We start from the raw sequence: 18847 nt of genomic DNA, 5'->3' as shown, positions 1-18847 counted from the left end.
ATGCTAAGCTACTGTAGTTGAAGCACTTCAAAATAGACATAGATAGGATGCTTTTGTTGCCAGAATAGCATTCATTAACTTCTATTTCTCTCTTTAGACATTTAGACTCCTGATGGTTTTTATACATGAATAGTCTAAGTCGATGAAAGCAATAGATTTCTACTGTTTTTGTGAGAGCGGATAATAACTGATTCGATAAGCTTAGGGCGTTATTCCACATTCAATCCATTTCTTTTTATAAAGCGGTTTTAAATCACTTTACTTATCTAGCATAGCCCTTAGAATAAATGAATAAACCATTAAGAATAGGAGCACTTTAAGGTGCGATTGACCAATTACAGTGACTATGCACTGCGCTCGTTAATATATTTGGCGACTAAGCCCGAGCCGACGCTATTGGCAAATATCAGTGATATTGCCAATAGTTATCATATATCTAAAAGTCATTTGACCAAGATTATCCAGCAGCTCGGACAGCTTGGTTATATCGATAGTGTGCGCGGTAAGAATGGCGGTATTCGCTTAGCGCACGCGCCAAAAGACATTAATTTGGGTGAATTGATTAAACAAATAGAGCCGGATTTTGCTTTGGTTGAGTGCTTTTCTACAAACTCATTGGACAGCTCGATCGCTGATATTAATAGTGTTGTAATAAATGATGAAAAGAACGCTAGCGTCAACGATATGTCATTAAAACTGATTGATGAAACTGTAAGTCACATAGCTTCAGGCTGTATTATCAGTCCGGTCTGTCAGCTAAAACAGGTGCTTGCTGAAGCGTTGACAGCATTTATTGCCGTGCTTGAACGTTATACATTGGCAGACATTATCGAGAATAAGGATGAGCTTGCAGCGTTATTATCATAATTGTCATAACATATTTTCTCTATTTTGAAAGGCAATTTAAATAAGACAGGATGTTGTGATCTACTTACCAATCATTATGAGGTTACGATTAATATTATGCTGTTCTAGTGAAAATTATTTAAATTAACTTCAAAATTATTAAAGAGTCATATCATAAAATGCGTTTGCAAAATGAGCGCGTCAGCTGCTATGGCAGTTATGTTATTAACAGGTTGCTCAAGTTTAGATATGGTTAGCAACGCCACTCAAGACAGTATCATACAAGTTGCCCCGACGTTGCAAACAGGGTTTCGCGATAAAAAAGGCTACCCATTTTGGTAGCCTTTTTTATCGTTTATCCAATCAACCATTACGCGTTTTCAAGCTTAGGTCGTGCTTTTGCAATCGCTTTTAATAATGCTTTCTCAAACTCGCCATCTTTAAATTTGACCAAATAAGAATGTGCTGCGCAAAAGTTGCGTACATCGCGCCAGTCATCTGCCAAGTTACTTGCCCAATCACAATACTCTTTACCAGCGTTCGGCTCATTCTTTAGTGCTTTTTTGGTAGTAGGATGTAGCAATAATTCAGGTAACACTGCTTCTAGCAATTTGGTTGGTGGACTCATAAAAGTATCATCGACGTGTAAGCTTTTGCTAGCAGGATGGAATGCCAGCAGCGAACCTGCATGAATCATCTCATTAGGTGCGATATAGTGAACCCCTTGTGACAATGAGAACTTAAGCTCAGGATAACGCTCAGCGACCACATCACTTTCGACCAAATCGTCTGCCCATTGCACTTCAGGTACTTTTTTATGATGCCGACTACTGCCATAAAAAGTCGCTTGCGGAAAGTCTTTTGCCATTTGCGCGCAATGGACCGTATGAAAGGGGTGCAAATTAAGTACCGCTTCGACATCTTGTCCATTGTTAGTCAGGGCCATCACTTGCGCTTGCACGTCATCAGTCAAGGTATAGCTGTCTAAAAAAACAAATCGTCCAGAGGCAAGCTTAACCAATGAGCATTGTGTACCGATATTCAGCACACCGCCTAAACGAAACGTACCACGAATGTTCCAAAATCCTGCACCCAAATCTATGATTTTATCGCTCATTAATACTCGTCCTTATGGTTTATTTTTTTAACTATTTTAGTGGTTATACGGCTGCTGATATATAAACGCTTATGCCTATGTATAGGTATAGGTATACAAAGTTTGCCATAAAAAAGATAGCAGGATGTGTATCAATATACGAATGTAGAAATGTATTGATTTGATGTTGTGTTGGTGCCGGATCGAAAGTTTGAGTTGTTTATTCTTCTAACAATTTGGTAAGTAATTCATCTATTTCCGCTTTAAACTCTTTATCTTCGATTTTATTGGCAGTAATTTTTGCGTTCTGCAGGCTGGTAATTGCAGCTTCTTTTTGCCCCAATTCAACTTGGATAACTGCCATAGAAAACGCAATGGATGACAGATGGTCTTTTGAGTTGATGGCTTTGGCTTTTTCAAGTGCCTTATCATAAATGACCAACGCTTCATCTAACTCTGCAGTGAAGTCGGCTAGCGTTTCCCATTGCTCTGGATGGTCTTTATCGGTATTTTCATTATCGACACAAATCGCTTTTAACTCGCTATATAGCCAATTAAAGGCTTCTTGATGTCCTTTTCTATCGGCTTCTAGTAGCTTTTCAGCCAAGGTATAAACGGACTTGTATATTTTGGTGTTAATCATGACTTACATCCTTTTTAAAATTAAGCATAGCGTTTTAGGCAACATATGGCTGAAATTACGGGCAATACTGTAGGTAAAATACGAAAAAATCGTTATTTTAACATCATTTGTGTTACTGCTGAACGCCATACATTGGAAGGGACTGTAAAATAGCACCCTACCTGCGCTGACTCAAGAGACGATTGAGTTTATCCACAGTTTACTATATTGAGCACTTTATAAGCCGTTTTTATAGTTATAGGCTTCTATTTGCAGGCTACTGCCATTATGGTGTTGAATGCTGTTTTGTAACATAGCGCAACCTGTGTTTGTTATGTGCTGTGATAAAATGCAACTTAACTTTTTGAAAGTTATTGGCTTTGGAACTCAGCTGCTTTAATGAATAAGACTTTAATAGACAATACTGTGATTAAACTCTTATTCATTAAATTTTTTTGATATTAAATCATGATTTTTACAGTTATTAGATTAGATATTTTGTGTACGATTGCCGTATTTCTATCACCCACGCCCAATTAGCCTAAGCTAAATGAGCCTTTTTATAGTCAGTACTCTTTTGAATAATCATATAAATAACAACACTACAAAGATACCCTTTGATTCGCCTTCATGGGTGCTGAAGTTAACTATTGGTCTGATTGGGATGTTCGCCTTTTTGCAGGTGTATTCTATTCAAGCGGTATTGCCAGTATTGATGGTAGATTTTTTAGCGACTGAAGTGCAGGCAGGGATGGTTGTTGGCGCAACAGTGATGGCTATTGCCATTATGTCACCGTTTTTAGGGATGCTATCTGATGCGGTCGGGCGCAAATCTTTTATCGTTGGGGCATTGTTGTTTTTAGCGATACCTACTGCTTTAATCGCCCAAAGTCCTAGTATTGGCTGGCTTGGTATGTGGCGCTTTATGCAAGGATTGTCTGTCCCAGGCATTACGGTTGTGACCATTGCCTATATCGGTGAGGAGTTCGAGGGGCGAGCTGTCACAGAGCTGATGTCATTCTATGTCTCAGGCTCGGTACTTGGCGGCTTTATGGGGCGGTTCTTACTGGGGCATCTGCACGAGTTTATTGGCTGGCGTGCAGGCTATTATGTGATGGCAGCGATGACGCTTATCGGTGCACTATGGGTTGGCAAGATGTTGCCATCGTCGCGGCATTTTGTAGCCAATCCAAATTTTCGCTCAGCGATGCAGACGCTTGGTGAGCATTTGACCAATCGTTATGTGGTAACCGCATGTTTGCTCGGTGCTTGTGTGCTTTTTTCGCTCGTTGGTTGCTTTACCTTTATCAATCTACATCTTGCTGGCACGCCTTATGAGCTTAGCACTGGCGCGCTTGCCAATATTTTTGCGGTGTATCTAATCGGAGTGATTATCACGCCATTGTCGACGACATTATTACGTCGATTTGGGGCAGCACGCACCGTTCGAGTGGCAGTGATTTTTTCGATGCTTGGTGCGTTATTAACGCTGGTCACGCCATTATGGGGCATTATTATTGGGCTTGCCATTATGTCGTCAGGCGTTTTTGTTACCCAAGCAGCAACCATTAGCTATATCGCCGTCAATGTCAAAAACGGACGTTCATTAGCCTCAGGTTTATATTACATGGCTTATTATGCGGGCGGCACGATGGGCGCATGGCTGTGCGGTATCGTTTATGCACGTGGACAATGGTCATTGACCGTTTGGCTATTATTATTTGTACAAGTATTGGCACTTTTGGTCGCAAGTTTTGGCATGATAAAAACAAAACCGCGTCCTGCTTAATGCCAGACAAGCTGACACCAGACAAACCAACATAAGAGATAAAATAAGCTATCACAAGCTAAGCAATCGAGAAACGATTATTTTCGAACAATGAGTATTGTGCCACTTATGTGTCATGCCTTTACATGACGCTGGTTTTTTCTTACTATCAAGAGGTTATTGATAAAAACATCACTATGTAATCACGACTGATATCCAATCAATTGGTTTTTATCTGCACTCAAAAATACTATAAACAAGGACGTCAAACTTATGTCAAATATCTATCACAGTGCGCCATCCGCCTATGATTTTCCGCTATTGGTTAAGCAGTTATTAAACCGCGCCAAAACCGTATCACAAGATCAAGAAATCGTTTATGCAGATAAAAAACGTTTTACTTATAAAGACTTATTTAACCGTATCAATCGTTTGGCGAATGTTTTAGACGGCTTAAACCTTGATGCTGGTGATGTGGTTGCTGTGATGGATTGGGACAGTCATCGCTATCTTGAATCCTACTTTGCGGTGCCGATGTCAGAGTATATTTTGCAAACGGTCAATATTCGTCTATCGCCTGACAAAATCCTTTACACCATCAATCATGCGAAACCAAAGGTGCTGCTACTCAACTCTGAATTTGCGCCCTTGGTCAAAGATTATCAGTTTGAAAACTCCAGCATTGAGCATATTATTTGGTTAGATGATAATGGTGTGACCTCTGAGGGCGTATTCGGGGGTAACCAGAACCGTGTGAAAGGTGAATATGAGGCGCTACTTGATGCTGCTAATGACCATTTTGATTTCCCGGATTTTGATGAAAACACCATTGCTACAACTTTTTATACCTCAGGTACGACAGGTGATCCGAAAGGGGTGTTCTTTAGCCATCGTCAGTTAGTATTGCATACCCTGACGGAAGCAGCGTCGATTGGTATGTTGCCAAATAAACAAGGCGTCAGCTATGGTGATGTCTATATGCCAATGACCCCGATGTTCCATGTCCATGCGTGGGGCTTTCCGTTTACAGCTACTATGACAGGTCTAAAGCAAGTATATCCTGGTCGTTATGCACCCGATTTGTTGATGGATTTGATTATCAATGAAAAGGTCAGCATCACCCACTGTGTACCGACAATTTTGCAAATGGTACTCAAAGAAGCGCAAGACCGCGGTGCCAGCTTTAATGGTCTAAAAATGATTATTGGTGGTTCACGATTGACAGAAGGTTTGGCAAAAGCGGCGATGGATCAGGGTATTGAAGTTTATACCGGTTATGGCATGTCGGAGACCGCACCTCTAATCAGTCTGACTGACTTTAGTCTTAATGAACCGCAGCTGAGTGAAGAAGAAGATATCGCTCGCCGCTGTATGACGGGTAAGCCTGTACTTATGGTTGATGCTCAAGTATGGGGAGAGAACAATCAGCCAGTTGGTACAGGTCAGGACAATACTGGCGAGCTGGTATTACGCGCACCGTGGTTGACCCAAAGCTATTTAAAAAATGATGACGCTGGCAAAGAGCTATGGGAAAACGGCTACATGCATACCCAAGACATCGCTTATATACGACCTGATGGCTATATCAAAATCACCGATCGCTTAAAAGATGTGATTAAGTCAGGTGGCGAATGGATATCCTCGCTAGAGATTGAGACGATTCTATCGCTACATCCTTCGGTGGCGGATGTGTCTGTGATTGGGGTACGTGATAAGCAATGGGGCGAACGTCCATTAGCATTAGTAGTACTCAAACCAAATTGCCAAGATACCAAAGTCGATGACATCAAAGCGCTGGCAGAGCAGGCAGTAGCCCGTGGTATCATTCCAAAATACGGTATACCTAGTCAGTTTAAGTTTGTAGATGAACTACCAAAGACCTCTGTTGGTAAACACGATAAAAAAGTGATGCGTGAGATGTATACCAATCAGAGCGAGGTATAGTTTTTTTAAACTAACTCAACTATTAAGGAGATAACAGGCTTAATAGTTGACCTTTATGATTGGCTCTGCTACATTTTAAACCGATACACACTAAATCGATACGTAGTGTATCGGTTTTTTTTGATTTAGTAAGGATAGCTGGCCGGGATAGCCAGTCTTATATTATGATATTATCGGACAAATCACATCGCATTACCCATCATTTATGCTAAGGACAGCTATTATGAGCGCGCAAACCGCCACTGCAATGACCAATCAAACGTCAGCCCCAACATTTCAAGCACTAAATACGATTCAAACCTTTGCTGAGATTTATCAGTCTTCTATTGAAAATAAAGAAGAGTTTTGGGCTGAGCAAGCCAAGCGTATCTATTGGCATAAAGAGCCTGAGCAAATCCTTGATGACAGTAATTTGCCATTTGCGCAGTGGTTTGTTGGCGGCGAGACCAATCTTTGCTATAACTGTGTCGATCGTCATCTTGAAGAACGTGCAGAACAGGATGCTTTTATTTGGCTGTCATCAGAGATTAATCAAGAACTCGTAGAAACCTATCCTGCTGTAGTCGATGCTTTTAAAGACTTGGGTAATAACGTTGAATTTTATACCGACTACACCAAGCGCCGCCTGACTTATAACGACCTTTATAAAGAAGTGAATTATTTTGCCGATGTATTAAAGCGTTACGGTATTGAGAAGGGCGATCGTGTCATCATTTATATGCCGATGATTTTAGAGGCCGCTTATGCAATGCTCGCCTGTGCGCGTATCGGTGCAGTGCATTCGGTGGTATTTGGTGGCTTTGCTGCCCATAATTTAGCCATTCGTATGGATGATGCTGAAGCAAAAATGGTCATCACAGTGGATGCAGGTTTGCGTGGTGGTAAAGTTGTCAACTATAAAAACCTTGTCAATCAAGGTATCGAGCAGGCAACCACCAAGCCTGAGCATGTAGTAGTGGTCAATCGTGGTATTTTGCCGTTTGACGTAAAAGAGCTGGATGTGGATTATGCTACTGAGCGCCGTATCAGCTGTGAAGCCAATGCTATCGTCGAGCCTGTATGGCTTGAATCTAATACGCCATCGTATCTACTTTATACCTCTGGTACGACGGGCACACCAAAAGGCGTGCAGCGTGATACCGGCGGTCATGCAGTAGCACTGACCACATCGATGGACTATATCTATGACGGTAAGACAGGCGAGACGTTTTGGGCGATATCTGATATCGGCTGGGCAGTTGGCCATTCTTATACCATCTATGCGCCATTGCTCGCTGGCATGACCAGTGTTATGTATGAAGGCTTACCGCATCTGCCAAACCCTGGTATCTGGTGGCGAATTGTGGAAGCTAACAAGGTCAATATTTTGTTTACTGCACCGACTGGTGTACGTATGCTCAAAAAGCAAGATGAGACATGGATGACGCGCTATGATGTCTCAAGCGTCAAATCCTTCTTTTTGGCAGGTGAGCCACTAGATGAGTCTACTGCCAGCTGGCTGACCAAGCATTTGGGCGTACCGATTTTAGACCATTATTGGCAGACAGAATCGGGATGGCCTATTCTGAGTAATACTCCTAGGTTCACTGATAAACCGCATAAACAAGGCTCACCTGGCTATCCTATGTATGGCTACGATGCGCAGGTTATCAATGAAGAAACTGGCGAGCCGTGTAAAGCGGGTGAAAAAGGTTTACTGGCGATTCGTGCGCCCTTACCACCGGGTTGTTTGACCACGGTTTGGGGTAATGATAAGCGCTTTATTGACAGCTACTTTAGCTTAGCGGATAGCAATCAATATTCGACATCGGACTATGCAGTCGTTGACGAAGACGGCTATTTTCATATTCTCGGTCGTACCGATGATGTCATTAACGTCGCCGGTCATAGACTGGGCACCCAAGAGATTGAAGAGGCGATTAGTATGCATGCAGAGGTCGCAGAGTGTGCGGTAGTAGGTATTCAAGATGAACTAAAAGGCGAGCTGCCGATTGCTTTTTGTGTGTTAAAAGATCATGAACTGGTGGCAACGACTGAAAACCGCTTTCGCCTTGAGCAGCAAGTGATAGGCGCGGTCGTCAAATCTTTGGGCGGGATCGCAAGGCCTGCGGCGATCTATTTCCCGCAAGCATTGCCAAAGACACGCTCTGGTAAGATATTGCGCCGTGCCATTCGGGCGTTAGCAGAGGATAAACCCACTGGTGATATGTCTACCCTTGATAATCCAACGGCTATTGATGCGGTCAAGCAATCTATGAAAGATTACTAGGCGCATTTTCAGGCACGTTTTAAAATTACCTTTATCTAAAAAAGCTCATGAATGCTCATGGGCTTTTTTATTGTCGTTAATAGCTTATGGGTTATGGTAGATAAATCGGACATTAACGTTAACTTTACTAAAAGCAGCATAAAGAGCTTGACCCTAAAATTGTTTTATTGTTATAGTCAATAACGATACGAAATAAATCATTTTAAAATTATATAACAAAATGATAAATTCTAAGTTTTTAAATTTAAAGTTTTCAAACTCAAAACTTTCAAAATTCTAAGACGTCAGCTAATGACAGTCTTGCAAACAAGATAAGGATATCTTATGCACCACGTTCAGCAGCTCATTAATGGTCAATTTGTTGATTCTAATACTAGCGAATGGATTGATATTACCGATCCTGCCACTCAACAAGTCATTGCCAAAGTCCCACAAACCACTGATGATGAAATCAATCAAGCGGTCGCTGCTGCTCAAGCAGCGTTTCAAACGTGGCGCAAAACACCGATTACCACACGTGCGCGTATCTTTTTAAAGTATCAGGCGCTGATTCGTGACCATATGGATGAGCTAGCAGAAATCTTGACCGCAGAGCAGGGCAAGACCATTGCTGATGCGCGTGGTGATGTATTCCGAGGTTTGGAGGTAGTCGAGCATGCTGCTGGGATTGCAAATCTACAGATTGGCGATTTCGTTGAAAACGTTGCGTCTGGGGTTGATACCTATAGTATTTGGCAGCCACTGGGCGTCTGTGCAGGCATCACGCCGTTTAACTTCCCAGCGATGATTCCACTGTGGATGTTCCCAATGGCGATTGCCACGGGTAATACTTTTATCTTAAAACCTTCTGAGCAAGACCCAATGGTGACCATGCGTTTGGTTGAGCTTGCCGTTGAAGCAGGTGTACCTGAAGGGGTTCTAAATGTAGTACATGGCGGCAAAGCCACCGTTGATGCGATTTGTGATCATCCTGACATCAAAGCAGTCTCTTTTGTCGGTTCGACCAACGTCGGAAAACACGTTTACGAGCGTGCCAGTCAATCAGGAAAACGTGCTCAGTGTATGATGGGTGCAAAAAACCATGGCGTTATCTTGCCGGATGCTAATAAAGAGCAAACCCTTAATCAGCTAGCAGGTGCTGCATTTGGTGCTGCCGGTCAACGTTGTATGGCATTATCTGTGGTTGTTCTTGTCGGTGCCGCTGGTGAGTGGATTGATGACATCAAAGCCAAAGCAGAGGGTTTGATTGTCTCAGCCGGTAAACATGATAAAGATTTGGGTCCATTGATTTCTCCTGCGGCAAAAGCGCGTGTTGAGCATTTGATTGGCACAGGGGTAGAAGAAGGTGCGAGCTTGATACTTGATGGTCGTGGCATTACGGTCGAAGGTTATGAAAAGGGCAATTTTGTTGGTCCAACTATCTTTGATAATGTCACTAGCGACATGCAAATCTATAAAGAAGAAATCTTTGGACCTGTACTGTGTATCATGCGCGCTAACAGCTTAGATGAAGCGATAGAGATGCTGAATGCCAACCCGCATGGTAATGGTACTGCTATCTTCACTCAGTCAGGAGCTGCAGCGCATAAGTTCCAGCAAGATATCCAAGTCGGTCAAATCGGTATTAACTTGCCGATTCCTGTGCCACTACCAATGTTCTCGTTTTCAGGCTCACGTGCTAGTAAGCTTGGTGATTTGGGTCCTTATGGTAAGCAAGCGGTGCAATTTTATACCCAAACCAAGACCGTTACGGCGCGCTGGTTTGATGATGAAGCAAGCCGCGGCGTCAATACGACTATTTCAATTTAACGCTGAATCACCTATATTTGCACTGACGACTTAATACACCATATTCAGCACAAGGATGACCCCATGGATTTTTCATTAACCGATGACCAAATTGCCTTTCGCCAAACCGCAAGACAGTTTGCCCAAAAAGAGCTTAAGCCCAATGCCGCTGAATGGGATCGTACTTCGCATTTTCCGATTGATGTGATTAAAAAATCAGGCGAGCTTGGCTTTTTAGGGTTATATACCAACCCTGAATATGATGGCTTGGGATTGCCGCGTTTAGATTCTGCCATGGTTTTTGAAGAGCTAGCATGGGGTGATACTGCGGTCGCTGCTTATATGAGTATTCATAATATGGCAGGCTGGATGATTGGTGAGTTTGGCAGTGACACATTGTGTAAAAAATATTTGCCAAATATGGTCAGCGGTGAATGGCTAGGCAGTTACTGCTTAACAGAACCTAATGCCGGTTCTGATGCCGCATCACTTCGTACCAAAGCCGATAAGCAAGGCGAGCATTATGTGCTGAACGGTGAAAAAACCTTTATTTCAGGGGCAGGCTCAACCGATGTGTTAGTGGTTATGGCTCGTACGGGCGGCGCAGGACCAAAGGGGATTTCAGCATTCGTTGTCGATGCCGATAGTGCTGGTATTGAATACGGCAAAAACGAGCATAAAATGGGCTGGAAAGCACAGCCGACACGGACGATTAGCTTTAAAGATGTCAAAGTTCCAGTAGAAAATTTGATAGGCGAAGAAGGTCAAGGCTTTCGTATCGCGATGAAAGGGCTTGATGGCGGCCGGATTAATATTGGTATCTGTGCAGTAGGGACAGCGCAAGCGGCGCTTGAGACAGCGACCAATTACGTACAAGAGCGCAGTCAGTTTGGTAGCCCGATTGCTAGCTTACAGTCGGTACAGTTTAAGCTTGCTGATATGTTGACTCAAACCATCACGGCACGGCAAATGCTGTATTTAGCGGCGAATAAAGTCGATAATAACGATGTTCAGGCCTCTACTTATTGCGCAATGGCAAAGCGCTTATCGACTGATCTTTGTTTCGATGTCGCCAACGAAGCTCTGCAACTACACGGTGGTTACGGCTATCTCAATGAGTATCCGCTTGAGCGTCATGTGCGAGATTTGCGCGTGCATCAGATTTTGGAAGGCACCAATGAAATTATGCGCGTGATTGTCTCGCGTCAGCTATTACAAGACGATGCATTGAGCCAACTGCGCTAACCTATTTATATGAATAAAATGATTTTATGATAAGGATGTTTGATCATGACGGATTATACCAACTTAAAACTATCGATTGATGGTCATACTGCAACGCTAACATTGAACAACCCACCTGCTCATACGTGGACGATGGACAGTCTTAAGGCGCTTAAGCAATTGGTCACTGATCTCAATACCAATGATGAGGTGTATGCGTTAATCGTCCATGGCGATGGCGAGAAGTTCTTTTCAGCGGGTGCCGATCTGAACAATTTTGCAGATGGTGATAAAGGTCGTGCGATCAGTATGGCGATAGCCTTTGGTGAAGCATTTGAAGCGTTGTCAGCCTATCGCGGCGTGAGTATAGCGGTTATCAATGGCTATGCGATGGGCGGTGGTCTTGAGTGTGCGCTCGCTTGTGATATCCGTATTGCAGAAGACCATGCTCAAATGGCATTACCAGAGACAGGCGTTGGCTTGTTGCCGTGTGCCGGTGGCACCCAAAATCTAACGGCTTTGGTAGGTGAGGGTTGGGCAAAGCGCATGATATTGTGCGGTGAGCGCGTCGATGCCGAGACTGCACTACGTATTGGCTTAGTCGAAGAAGTTGCTGCGAAAGGTGAAGGATTACAAGCAGCTCAAGCATTGGCGCAAAAAGTTGCTAAGCAATCACCGGTTGCGGTCAGTTATTCTAAAATGCTTATTCAAGCGGCAAGAGAGACGCCACCTGCGCAAAACCTTATCCATGAGCGTGAAGCCTTTGTTAAATTGTTCGATACTGAAGATCAGCGCGAAGGGGTACAAGCATTTTTAGAGAAGCGTAAGCCCGTTTGGCAAAATAAATAACCCTAGCGTAAATATAATAATATCATTTCACTTTTCATTTTGTAGGTCACATTTATGACAGCAGCTATAGAAGGCACATCAGACGCACCGGTATTATTCAGCACCGAGGCGACAGATTGTGGTCACCTTATTGGGATAATGACGTTAAATATGCCAAAGTCTCTTAATGCCTTGAGCGTTGAGATGTGTCAGTTGTTATCGCAACAACTAGAGCAGTGGGAAGGTGACGAGCAAGTGGTGGCATTGCTATTAAAAGGCGCAGGCGACAAAGCGTTTTGTGCAGGCGGTGATATTCGTAGGTTATATGACAGTATGTCAGCAACAGCGCCTATGCCAAATCCTTATGCGACAGATTTTTTTGGTCATGAATATAGTCTTTATCGCCAAATGCATTTTTACCCTAAGCCATTAATCTTATGGGGTGACGGCATCATTATGGGCGGCGGTATGGGTTTGATGGCAGGCTGTAGCCATCGTCTAGTCACTGAGCGTACACGTTTTGCCATGCCTGAGATTACCATTGGTCTATTCCCTGATGCTTCCGGCAGTTGGTTCTTACAGCGTATGCCGGCCAAAACTGGTTTATTCTTAGGGCTGACAGGTGCAATGTGTAATGGTAGCGATGCATTATTGACCAACTTAGCAGAATATGGGGTTGGAAGTCAGGATTATGATGCCATCATGCAGCGCTTAACACATAGCGACTGGCAAACGGCAGCTGATAATAATAAAGAGAATAAGCACAGTAAAGAAAGTAACAACAGCGCCCATAGTATCGTGAGTCGAGCATTGGCGGCGCAGCCTGTTGCTGAGCTACCTGCTAGTAAGCTTGCGCAGCATTGGTGTGCTATTCAGCAGCTAATGAACAGTGGCGGTTTAGGTGATATTGATGCGCTATTACAAAGTGATGAGGCGCTCACACAACTTGATACAGATTTTGCTGCCGACAGTTGGGCACAACGAGCCATTGCAACCTATCGACATGGCTGTCCAATGACTGCGGCATTGACCTATGCGCTATATCATAAGGTGACGGATTTATCGCTAGAGCAAGTCTTGTACCTAGAGACCAATGTCGCTGTACATTGTGCGGCTAACCCTGATTTTAAGGAAGGCGTGCGGGCGTTATTGATTGATAAAGATCGGACGCCAAACTGGTCTCGTACGTTAGCTGAGTGTTTGAGCGCAGAGGGACAAGATTATATCCAGCAGCATTTTACCAACCCATATGCTAAAGGCAAGCATCCTTTAAACGATTGGCTTAGCGCTGCTGCATTGGGTAATGAGGCTGTTCGCTAACCAGATATTTAGCATCTGATTTAAGCCAAATTAACTGGATTAAGTGACTAGATTAAGTGAAATTTGAAAAATTAAAACTAATTGCATAATCAATCATCAAGGAGCGATGAGATGGCTATAAAGGATATAGGTTCAAGTAGTACAACTACGACTGATAATAATGGTAATACAGCAAAGCCAAATATCGCCTTTATTGGACTTGGTAATATGGGCGGTCCGATGGCAGAAAACTTGCTAAAGGCAGGTTATACGCTTTCGGTTTATGATTTATCTGTAGAGGCGACCGCGCGCTTGCAACAAGCGGGTGCCAATATAGCAGAGAGTCCTAAAGATGCTGCTCAAAATGCCCAAGTGGTGATCAGTATGTTACCTGCTGGCAAGCACGTGCATTCTGTCTATCTAAGAGAAGGTAGCTCTGACGGTCTACTTATAGACTTACCAAAAGGTACTTTGGTTATCGATAGCAGTACTATAGCAGCAGCTGATGCTAGGAAAGTAGCAGAAGCTGCAAGTAAGCTTGGTATTGATTTTTTAGATGCGCCAGTCTCTGGCGGTACAGGCGGCGCTATCGCTGGTACGCTAACCTTTATCGTTGGTGGAGACGATGCAGCCTTTGCCAAAGCTGAACCGATACTGGCTGTAATGGGAAAAAACATCTTTCACGCAGGCGAGCATGGTGCAGGACAAGTGGCTAAAATCTGTAATAACATGCTGCTTGGAATTCTGATGGCAGGCACGGCAGAGGCGATTAATCTAGGCGTCAAAAATGGTCTCGACCCAAAAGTGCTATCGGATATCATGCTACAAAGCTCCGGTCGTAACTGGACGCTAGAAGTCTACAACCCTTATCCGCAAGTGATGGAAAATGTCCCATCGAGCAATGGCTATCAAGGCGGATTTATGAGTAAGCTGATGCAAAAGGATCTTAATCTTGCCATGCAAACCGCTGAAGACACTCAGGTAGAGACGCCAATGGGTGCAAAAGCAACTGAGCTATATGCCGCGCATACCATCGAGAATGGTGATAGAGATTTTTCTAGCATTATGGCGCGTCACGACAGCTCTGTATTGTCTTAAATTATCAAGCACACAAATAAAAAAGGTCTGCATTATGGTAATAGTGCAGACCTTTTTTTTGACTTATTTCTAATTTATATCAAGGCATTTAACTTGGCAGCTCATAGACCAGAGACTGAATATCTTGCGCCGCTTTTTGCAGTCGTGGCACATAGGTTAAGAGATCATCTAAAGACACCCGTATGGTCGGTGCATGCAGATATAGCGAAGCAAGGTATCGTGATTTCCTATCCCGTATCGGTACGGCGATTGCCACCATCTCAGAGATAAACTCTTCGTTATCGATACCTATGCCTGTTTCAGCGATACGATCAAGCTCAGCGTTTAATTTGTCGATATCAGTGATGGTGTTTTTAGTGAACTTATCTAGTGACAAATTTTGTAGTATTTTTTCGCGGCTTGCACTCGGCAACTGACTTAAATACAGCTTCCCAGTCGCTGTACACCACATTGGCGACTTTGCGCCTACTGGTAAATAAATCTGTATCGGCAAGGTCGTTTGTGCGCGGTTGGTATAGATCATATTCATGTTATAAGGAACACCGATACCGCAGGTTTCTTTTAGCTCATCGACCAGTTTTTGCAAAATCATTTGACGTTCATTAAAGAACAGTCGCTGCTGCCAAAGCTCAACACCCAAATTGCGTACCCGCTTGCCCGGTATAATACCGCCGCCAATATCAATTGTCACAAACCCTTCATCAACCAGATTTTGAATCAATCGATGAATGGTTGGCTTCGGAATATCAAGCTCCTGCGATAGCTCTAGTGGCGAAATCGGCTTTGAGGCATAAGATACCGCCTCAATAATCTCTAGCACACGGGTAATCGATGATACTTTAGGCATATAAATGACTCAGTAATAATAAAAAAACAAAGCAAGTAGTTATATCATTATGGATATAATCGCCTCTAAAAATAGAGCAGAACAGTCAAGGCGATAAGGCTAAAAATGGATAAGCATAAAAGCATACAGTAATTGGCTTACTGACTCTAATTTAGCACAATATAACCCTTAGACAAGCCTACCTCTTATTATATAGTAACGTATTTACATTGCGTGAATTTATAACAAAATTATCTGAGAATTTTTCGGTTTTCGTAGCTATACTAGATACGTTCAGTCACAAAGTACAACAATCTGTAGTAATTAACTCTATAACTGTTATTGCGTTATTTCTCAAGATGCTTCATCATGCAGACATATTTTGTAATACCTTTACATGAGCGTTAAGCATTCCAATAATCATGTGTAGGCTGCGCGGTGGCTTTAATAGCATTGTGTAACAAAAGGGCGAAGTATTGCGGGCTGGTGTAGTAATTATTACAATATCTATGCAATCTTTACATAATGGTAAATAAAAAGTGCATCTTTAGGGGTGACTTTTTGAGCCAAAATTGTTTTAATCCTCGCATCAAAATGATTGTTTAAAAAAGTTAGATTTTCATTTTTTTATGGGCGTGTTATTTCATACTTTAGGAGAGTAATTATGAAACTTATTCAATTAACAGCAATCACTGCTGCCGTTTTAGCCTCAACTGCTGCTCTTGCAGCTGATCCAGTTATCGTTATTGATGGCAATGACGCTGTTGTATACGAAGCTGAGCCAGTAGCAGTTGCTTATCAAGCAGACGCTGGTTATGCCTATAATGCAGATGCTGGTGTGTTACGTAACACCACTGGTGCAGTTGTTGGCGGTACTAAGACTTTCTTCCAAACTGTTACTCATCCAGCAGCGATCAGTGCTGAAGTTGGTACTTTAGGCTATGGTGCTAACATCGCTTGGGGCTTAAACGACAAAACTGAAATTCAAGCTGGTTGGGCAGGTGGCGATGTTGCTGATTTATTCGGCGGCGATTTTGATGCAAACGACGTAAACTACGAAGTCGATTCTGACTTCAGCAACCCGTACTTAGGCGTACAAGTACGTCCTATGGCGAACTGGTTCACTATGGGTGCTGGTATTATCGTTCCTGATAACGATTTTGATGTACGTGCAAATGCTAATGGTCCTAACTTTAGAATCAATAATGTTGACTACGATGCGAATCAAACTGGTACTTTAGAAGGTACTATGGAACATCGTAACAAACTAGCTCCTTATGCTACTATCGGTTTCCGTCCTAACATTACCAATAATTTTGGTCTGTTTGGCGAGCTAGGCGCTGCATATATGGGTCAAACTGATGCTACTGTCACTTCAAGTAATGCAAATGGTCCTGTTACAGCTAAGGACTCAGATGGCAATATTACTGTAGTTCAAGGTAAAGATGTTGCAGCTGCAGCAGAAAGAGAGCTAGAAAATAAAGACTGGTTAGAGTGGATGCCAATTGTTAAAGTTGGTGCAACTTACCGCTTCTAATTTAACAATCGTTTAAATACTGTTGTTAACAGAAGAATAAGTATAAAAAAACGATCCTTTTGAGGGTCGTTTTTTTATGTCTAAAATAAAGTAATAAATGTCATTTATTATCAGGTATTTGATATTTATCAATAAACAATAACAGTTTGCTGTGAGGAAATAACAGAAATTCTATAATTAGTTTTATCGTCAGTCAGAGTAAGCAAGGGTAGGGTTTCTATAGGCTGATTGAGTAAATCGTAAATGATGGCGGAGTAATCCATGCCTAAACCTTGGGCAAGCGTATATTGATGTATCTTAATAAAGCTCTCTTTTATTTGCCACAGCCATCTTATGGCAGAGTTACGCTGTATCATTGGCAATGTTTGCAAGATAGCCAGCTCTTTTGGATGATAGAACCGCTTTGCTACCTGCCATTTCACGGCATTGACTTCGATATCAATACCCGAGGCACGATGGCGACTGATAACGACAGCGACCTTGACGTATGGTATGTCTGATTTTTCTATATCATTTTGTATTCGAGTAGTATTTTTATTATTGCCATTGGTATGGCTAAAACACACATAATATTGGCTATGAGTGAGTCGATAAGGAAAATTTGATTCATCTAAACGATCGACGATATCCAGTCTTTTGAGCAATGCCTGCAATAATAGCCTTACACCTGCACGTTGCTGCTGGCACTGATGACGAGCAATCTGAGGAGCAGATAAGTGAGCATCGGCTGCTTGATCATAGTAAGGCTGGATAGGGCGCACTTGAGCAGTCGCACACCATGTCATTGTCATGGGGTCGAGCTGAGTATAGAGAATATCGTGTAGCATTAAGTTTTGCATAGTCTGTATACTGTAGAAACTTATGGTTTATATCGCGATTTATCTTAGCCTAACAAAAAGCCCAACAATAGGCTTGTTGGGCTTTTGAATGCTTATAATGTCTTATGCTATATGCTTAGTAAGACAGTTCAGCACGGCGGTTTTGGGCATAGGCATCTTCGTTCGTACCGGCAGCAGCAGGACGCTCTTCGCCATAGCTGATGACACGGATATTATTTGCTGCAACGCCTTGTGCTGCAAGATAATCACGTGCTGCTTGGGCACGGCGCTCACCCAATGCGATGTTATATTCACGGCTACCGCGCTCATCGGTGTGACCCGCGATAACTACGCCTGCATTTGGGTTAGATTTTAACAGACCCGCGTGTTGGTTTAAGACACCTGCAGATTGTGAAGTGATCGCACTGCTATCAAAGGCAAAGTATACAACGGCTTGGATGTTCTCAGCACCGGTAATAACTGCGTTTGAGTTGTCTACGATAACAGCACCATTGTAGCCAACTTGACCACCTGGGATACCTAGAGGGGCAACGACGACTTCAGAAGTGGCGCGCTTGGTGGCACAACCTGATGCTAGAACAACAGCGCTTGATAATACAGCGAGGGCAGCGATTTTTGAAAAACTGGTTGACATAATAAGCTCCAAAAATTTTAATGAATTACATTTGTTGTTGTAAACTGCTTACGATAAAACTTGGGCAATTGCTATCTATAATATACTAAATGTTACTTTATGTAAGTACTATTACTGTAAATAATGCTAGAGTTTACAAATAGATATAATGCGCATTACGCCAAAATTTACGCCATTATATAGGGATTCTTATCATCGTTACCTTTCTTATTTTAATTTAGCAGTAACC

The 18847-nt window shown here is 42.7% G+C and carries 16 protein-coding genes; 11 read left to right on the top strand and 5 right to left on the bottom strand.

The genetic code is table 11. From position 1 onward, the window contains the following. Positions 1-321: 321 nt before the first annotated feature. Entirely contained in the window at positions 322-867 is a 546-nt protein-coding gene (locus FQ082_RS01305; protein WP_149491746.1) for an Rrf2 family transcriptional regulator, read from the top strand. A gap of 171 nt (positions 868-1038) precedes the next feature. Continuing rightward, positions 1039-1188: a hypothetical protein gene (locus FQ082_RS12935; RefSeq protein ID WP_188018880.1), complete on the top strand. Its 150-nt coding sequence runs from the start codon at positions 1039-1041 to the stop codon at positions 1186-1188. A 28-nt stretch (positions 1189-1216) separates the two neighbouring features. Here the strand turns inward: FQ082_RS12935 and FQ082_RS01300 are convergent, their stop codons facing one another. Together FQ082_RS01300 and FQ082_RS01295 are read right to left on the bottom strand one after the other, a co-directional pair. Next, positions 1217-1963, bottom strand: coding sequence for a hypothetical protein (locus FQ082_RS01300; protein WP_149491745.1), 747 nt, complete (start codon positions 1961-1963; stop codon positions 1217-1219). Between the two features lie 199 nt (positions 1964-2162). Further along, the gene (locus FQ082_RS01295) at positions 2163-2585 is read right to left on the bottom strand and encodes a tetratricopeptide repeat protein (RefSeq protein WP_149491744.1); all 423 of its coding nucleotides are present in this window, start codon (positions 2583-2585) and stop codon (positions 2163-2165) included. 529 nt (positions 2586-3114) lie between these two features. Between FQ082_RS01295 and FQ082_RS01290 the strand changes: the two genes are divergently transcribed. From FQ082_RS01290 to mmsB, 8 genes are all read left to right on the top strand, one after another. After that, on the top strand, positions 3115-4353 hold the full coding sequence (locus FQ082_RS01290; protein WP_262498120.1) for an MFS transporter: 1239 nt from the start codon (positions 3115-3117) through the stop codon (positions 4351-4353). 252 nt (positions 4354-4605) lie between these two features. Further along, positions 4606-6276: a fatty acid--CoA ligase gene (locus FQ082_RS01285; protein ID WP_149491743.1), complete on the top strand. Its 1671-nt coding sequence runs from the start codon at positions 4606-4608 to the stop codon at positions 6274-6276. A 223-nt stretch (positions 6277-6499) separates the two neighbouring features. Beyond that, positions 6500-8545, top strand: a complete 2046-nt coding sequence (locus tag FQ082_RS01280) for a propionate--CoA ligase (RefSeq protein ID WP_149491742.1) — start codon at positions 6500-6502, stop codon at positions 8543-8545. Between the two features lie 324 nt (positions 8546-8869). Continuing rightward, on the top strand, positions 8870-10354 hold the full coding sequence (locus tag FQ082_RS01275) for a CoA-acylating methylmalonate-semialdehyde dehydrogenase (RefSeq protein ID WP_149491741.1): 1485 nt from the start codon (positions 8870-8872) through the stop codon (positions 10352-10354). 63 nt (positions 10355-10417) lie between these two features. Continuing rightward, complete coding sequence (locus FQ082_RS01270; RefSeq protein ID WP_149491740.1) at positions 10418-11578, top strand: acyl-CoA dehydrogenase family protein; 1161 nt, start codon at positions 10418-10420, stop codon at positions 11576-11578. Positions 11579-11623: 45 nt separating this feature from the next. Continuing rightward, on the top strand, positions 11624-12406 hold the full coding sequence (locus FQ082_RS01265) for an enoyl-CoA hydratase (protein ID WP_149491739.1): 783 nt from the start codon (positions 11624-11626) through the stop codon (positions 12404-12406). A 54-nt stretch (positions 12407-12460) separates the two neighbouring features. Beyond that, complete coding sequence (locus tag FQ082_RS01260) at positions 12461-13705, top strand: enoyl-CoA hydratase/isomerase family protein (protein ID WP_149491738.1); 1245 nt, start codon at positions 12461-12463, stop codon at positions 13703-13705. A 111-nt stretch (positions 13706-13816) separates the two neighbouring features. Then, the gene (mmsB, locus tag FQ082_RS01255) at positions 13817-14782 is read left to right on the top strand and encodes a 3-hydroxyisobutyrate dehydrogenase (protein WP_149491737.1); all 966 of its coding nucleotides are present in this window, start codon (positions 13817-13819) and stop codon (positions 14780-14782) included. An 88-nt stretch (positions 14783-14870) separates the two neighbouring features. On the opposite strand, the gene FQ082_RS01250 is transcribed toward mmsB, so the two are convergent. After that, positions 14871-15629, bottom strand: a complete 759-nt coding sequence (locus tag FQ082_RS01250; protein ID WP_149491736.1) for an IclR family transcriptional regulator — start codon at positions 15627-15629, stop codon at positions 14871-14873. Positions 15630-16272: 643 nt separating this feature from the next. On the opposite strand from FQ082_RS01250, the gene FQ082_RS01245 reads away from it, so the two are divergent. Then, the gene (locus FQ082_RS01245) at positions 16273-17145 is read left to right on the top strand and encodes a hypothetical protein (RefSeq protein ID WP_149491735.1); all 873 of its coding nucleotides are present in this window, start codon (positions 16273-16275) and stop codon (positions 17143-17145) included. 128 nt (positions 17146-17273) lie between these two features. Here the strand turns inward: FQ082_RS01245 and FQ082_RS01240 are convergent, their stop codons facing one another. Both FQ082_RS01240 and pal read right to left on the bottom strand, forming a co-directional pair. Next, a complete protein-coding gene (locus FQ082_RS01240) occupies positions 17274-17984 on the bottom strand; it encodes a 4'-phosphopantetheinyl transferase family protein (protein ID WP_149491734.1) in 711 nt (236 codons plus the stop codon). 115 nt (positions 17985-18099) lie between these two features. Then, entirely contained in the window at positions 18100-18618 is a 519-nt protein-coding gene (pal, locus tag FQ082_RS01235; RefSeq protein WP_011513840.1) for a peptidoglycan-associated lipoprotein Pal, read from the bottom strand. Between the last annotated feature and the right edge of the window lie 229 nt (positions 18619-18847).

The organism is Psychrobacter sp. ANT_H56B (assembly GCF_008369245.1).
GTDB lineage: Bacteria > Pseudomonadota > Gammaproteobacteria > Pseudomonadales > Moraxellaceae > Psychrobacter > Psychrobacter cryohalolentis.
This window is presented reverse-complemented; position numbering and strand designations above follow the sequence as displayed.

Coding starts and splice junctions, on each gene's coding strand:
- FQ082_RS12935 (WP_188018880.1), top strand. CDS start 1,039: ATGAGCGCGTCAGCTGCTATGGCAGTTATGTTATTAACAGGTTGCTCA.
- FQ082_RS01300 (WP_149491745.1), bottom strand. CDS start 1,963: ATGAGCGATAAAATCATAGATTTGGGTGCAGGATTTTGGAACATTCGT.
- FQ082_RS01295 (WP_149491744.1), bottom strand. CDS start 2,585: ATGATTAACACCAAAATATACAAGTCCGTTTATACCTTGGCTGAAAAG.
- FQ082_RS01290 (WP_262498120.1), top strand. CDS start 3,115: ATGAGCCTTTTTATAGTCAGTACTCTTTTGAATAATCATATAAATAAC.
- FQ082_RS01285 (WP_149491743.1), top strand. CDS start 4,606: ATGTCAAATATCTATCACAGTGCGCCATCCGCCTATGATTTTCCGCTA.
- FQ082_RS01280 (WP_149491742.1), top strand. CDS start 6,500: ATGAGCGCGCAAACCGCCACTGCAATGACCAATCAAACGTCAGCCCCA.
- FQ082_RS01275 (WP_149491741.1), top strand. CDS start 8,870: ATGCACCACGTTCAGCAGCTCATTAATGGTCAATTTGTTGATTCTAAT.
- FQ082_RS01270 (WP_149491740.1), top strand. CDS start 10,418: ATGGATTTTTCATTAACCGATGACCAAATTGCCTTTCGCCAAACCGCA.
- FQ082_RS01265 (WP_149491739.1), top strand. CDS start 11,624: ATGACGGATTATACCAACTTAAAACTATCGATTGATGGTCATACTGCA.
- FQ082_RS01260 (WP_149491738.1), top strand. CDS start 12,461: ATGACAGCAGCTATAGAAGGCACATCAGACGCACCGGTATTATTCAGC.
- mmsB (WP_149491737.1), top strand. CDS start 13,817: ATGGCTATAAAGGATATAGGTTCAAGTAGTACAACTACGACTGATAAT.
- FQ082_RS01250 (WP_149491736.1), bottom strand. CDS start 15,629: ATGCCTAAAGTATCATCGATTACCCGTGTGCTAGAGATTATTGAGGCG.
- FQ082_RS01245 (WP_149491735.1), top strand. CDS start 16,273: ATGAAACTTATTCAATTAACAGCAATCACTGCTGCCGTTTTAGCCTCA.
- FQ082_RS01240 (WP_149491734.1), bottom strand. CDS start 17,984: ATGCAAAACTTAATGCTACACGATATTCTCTATACTCAGCTCGACCCC.
- pal (WP_011513840.1), bottom strand. CDS start 18,618: ATGTCAACCAGTTTTTCAAAAATCGCTGCCCTCGCTGTATTATCAAGC.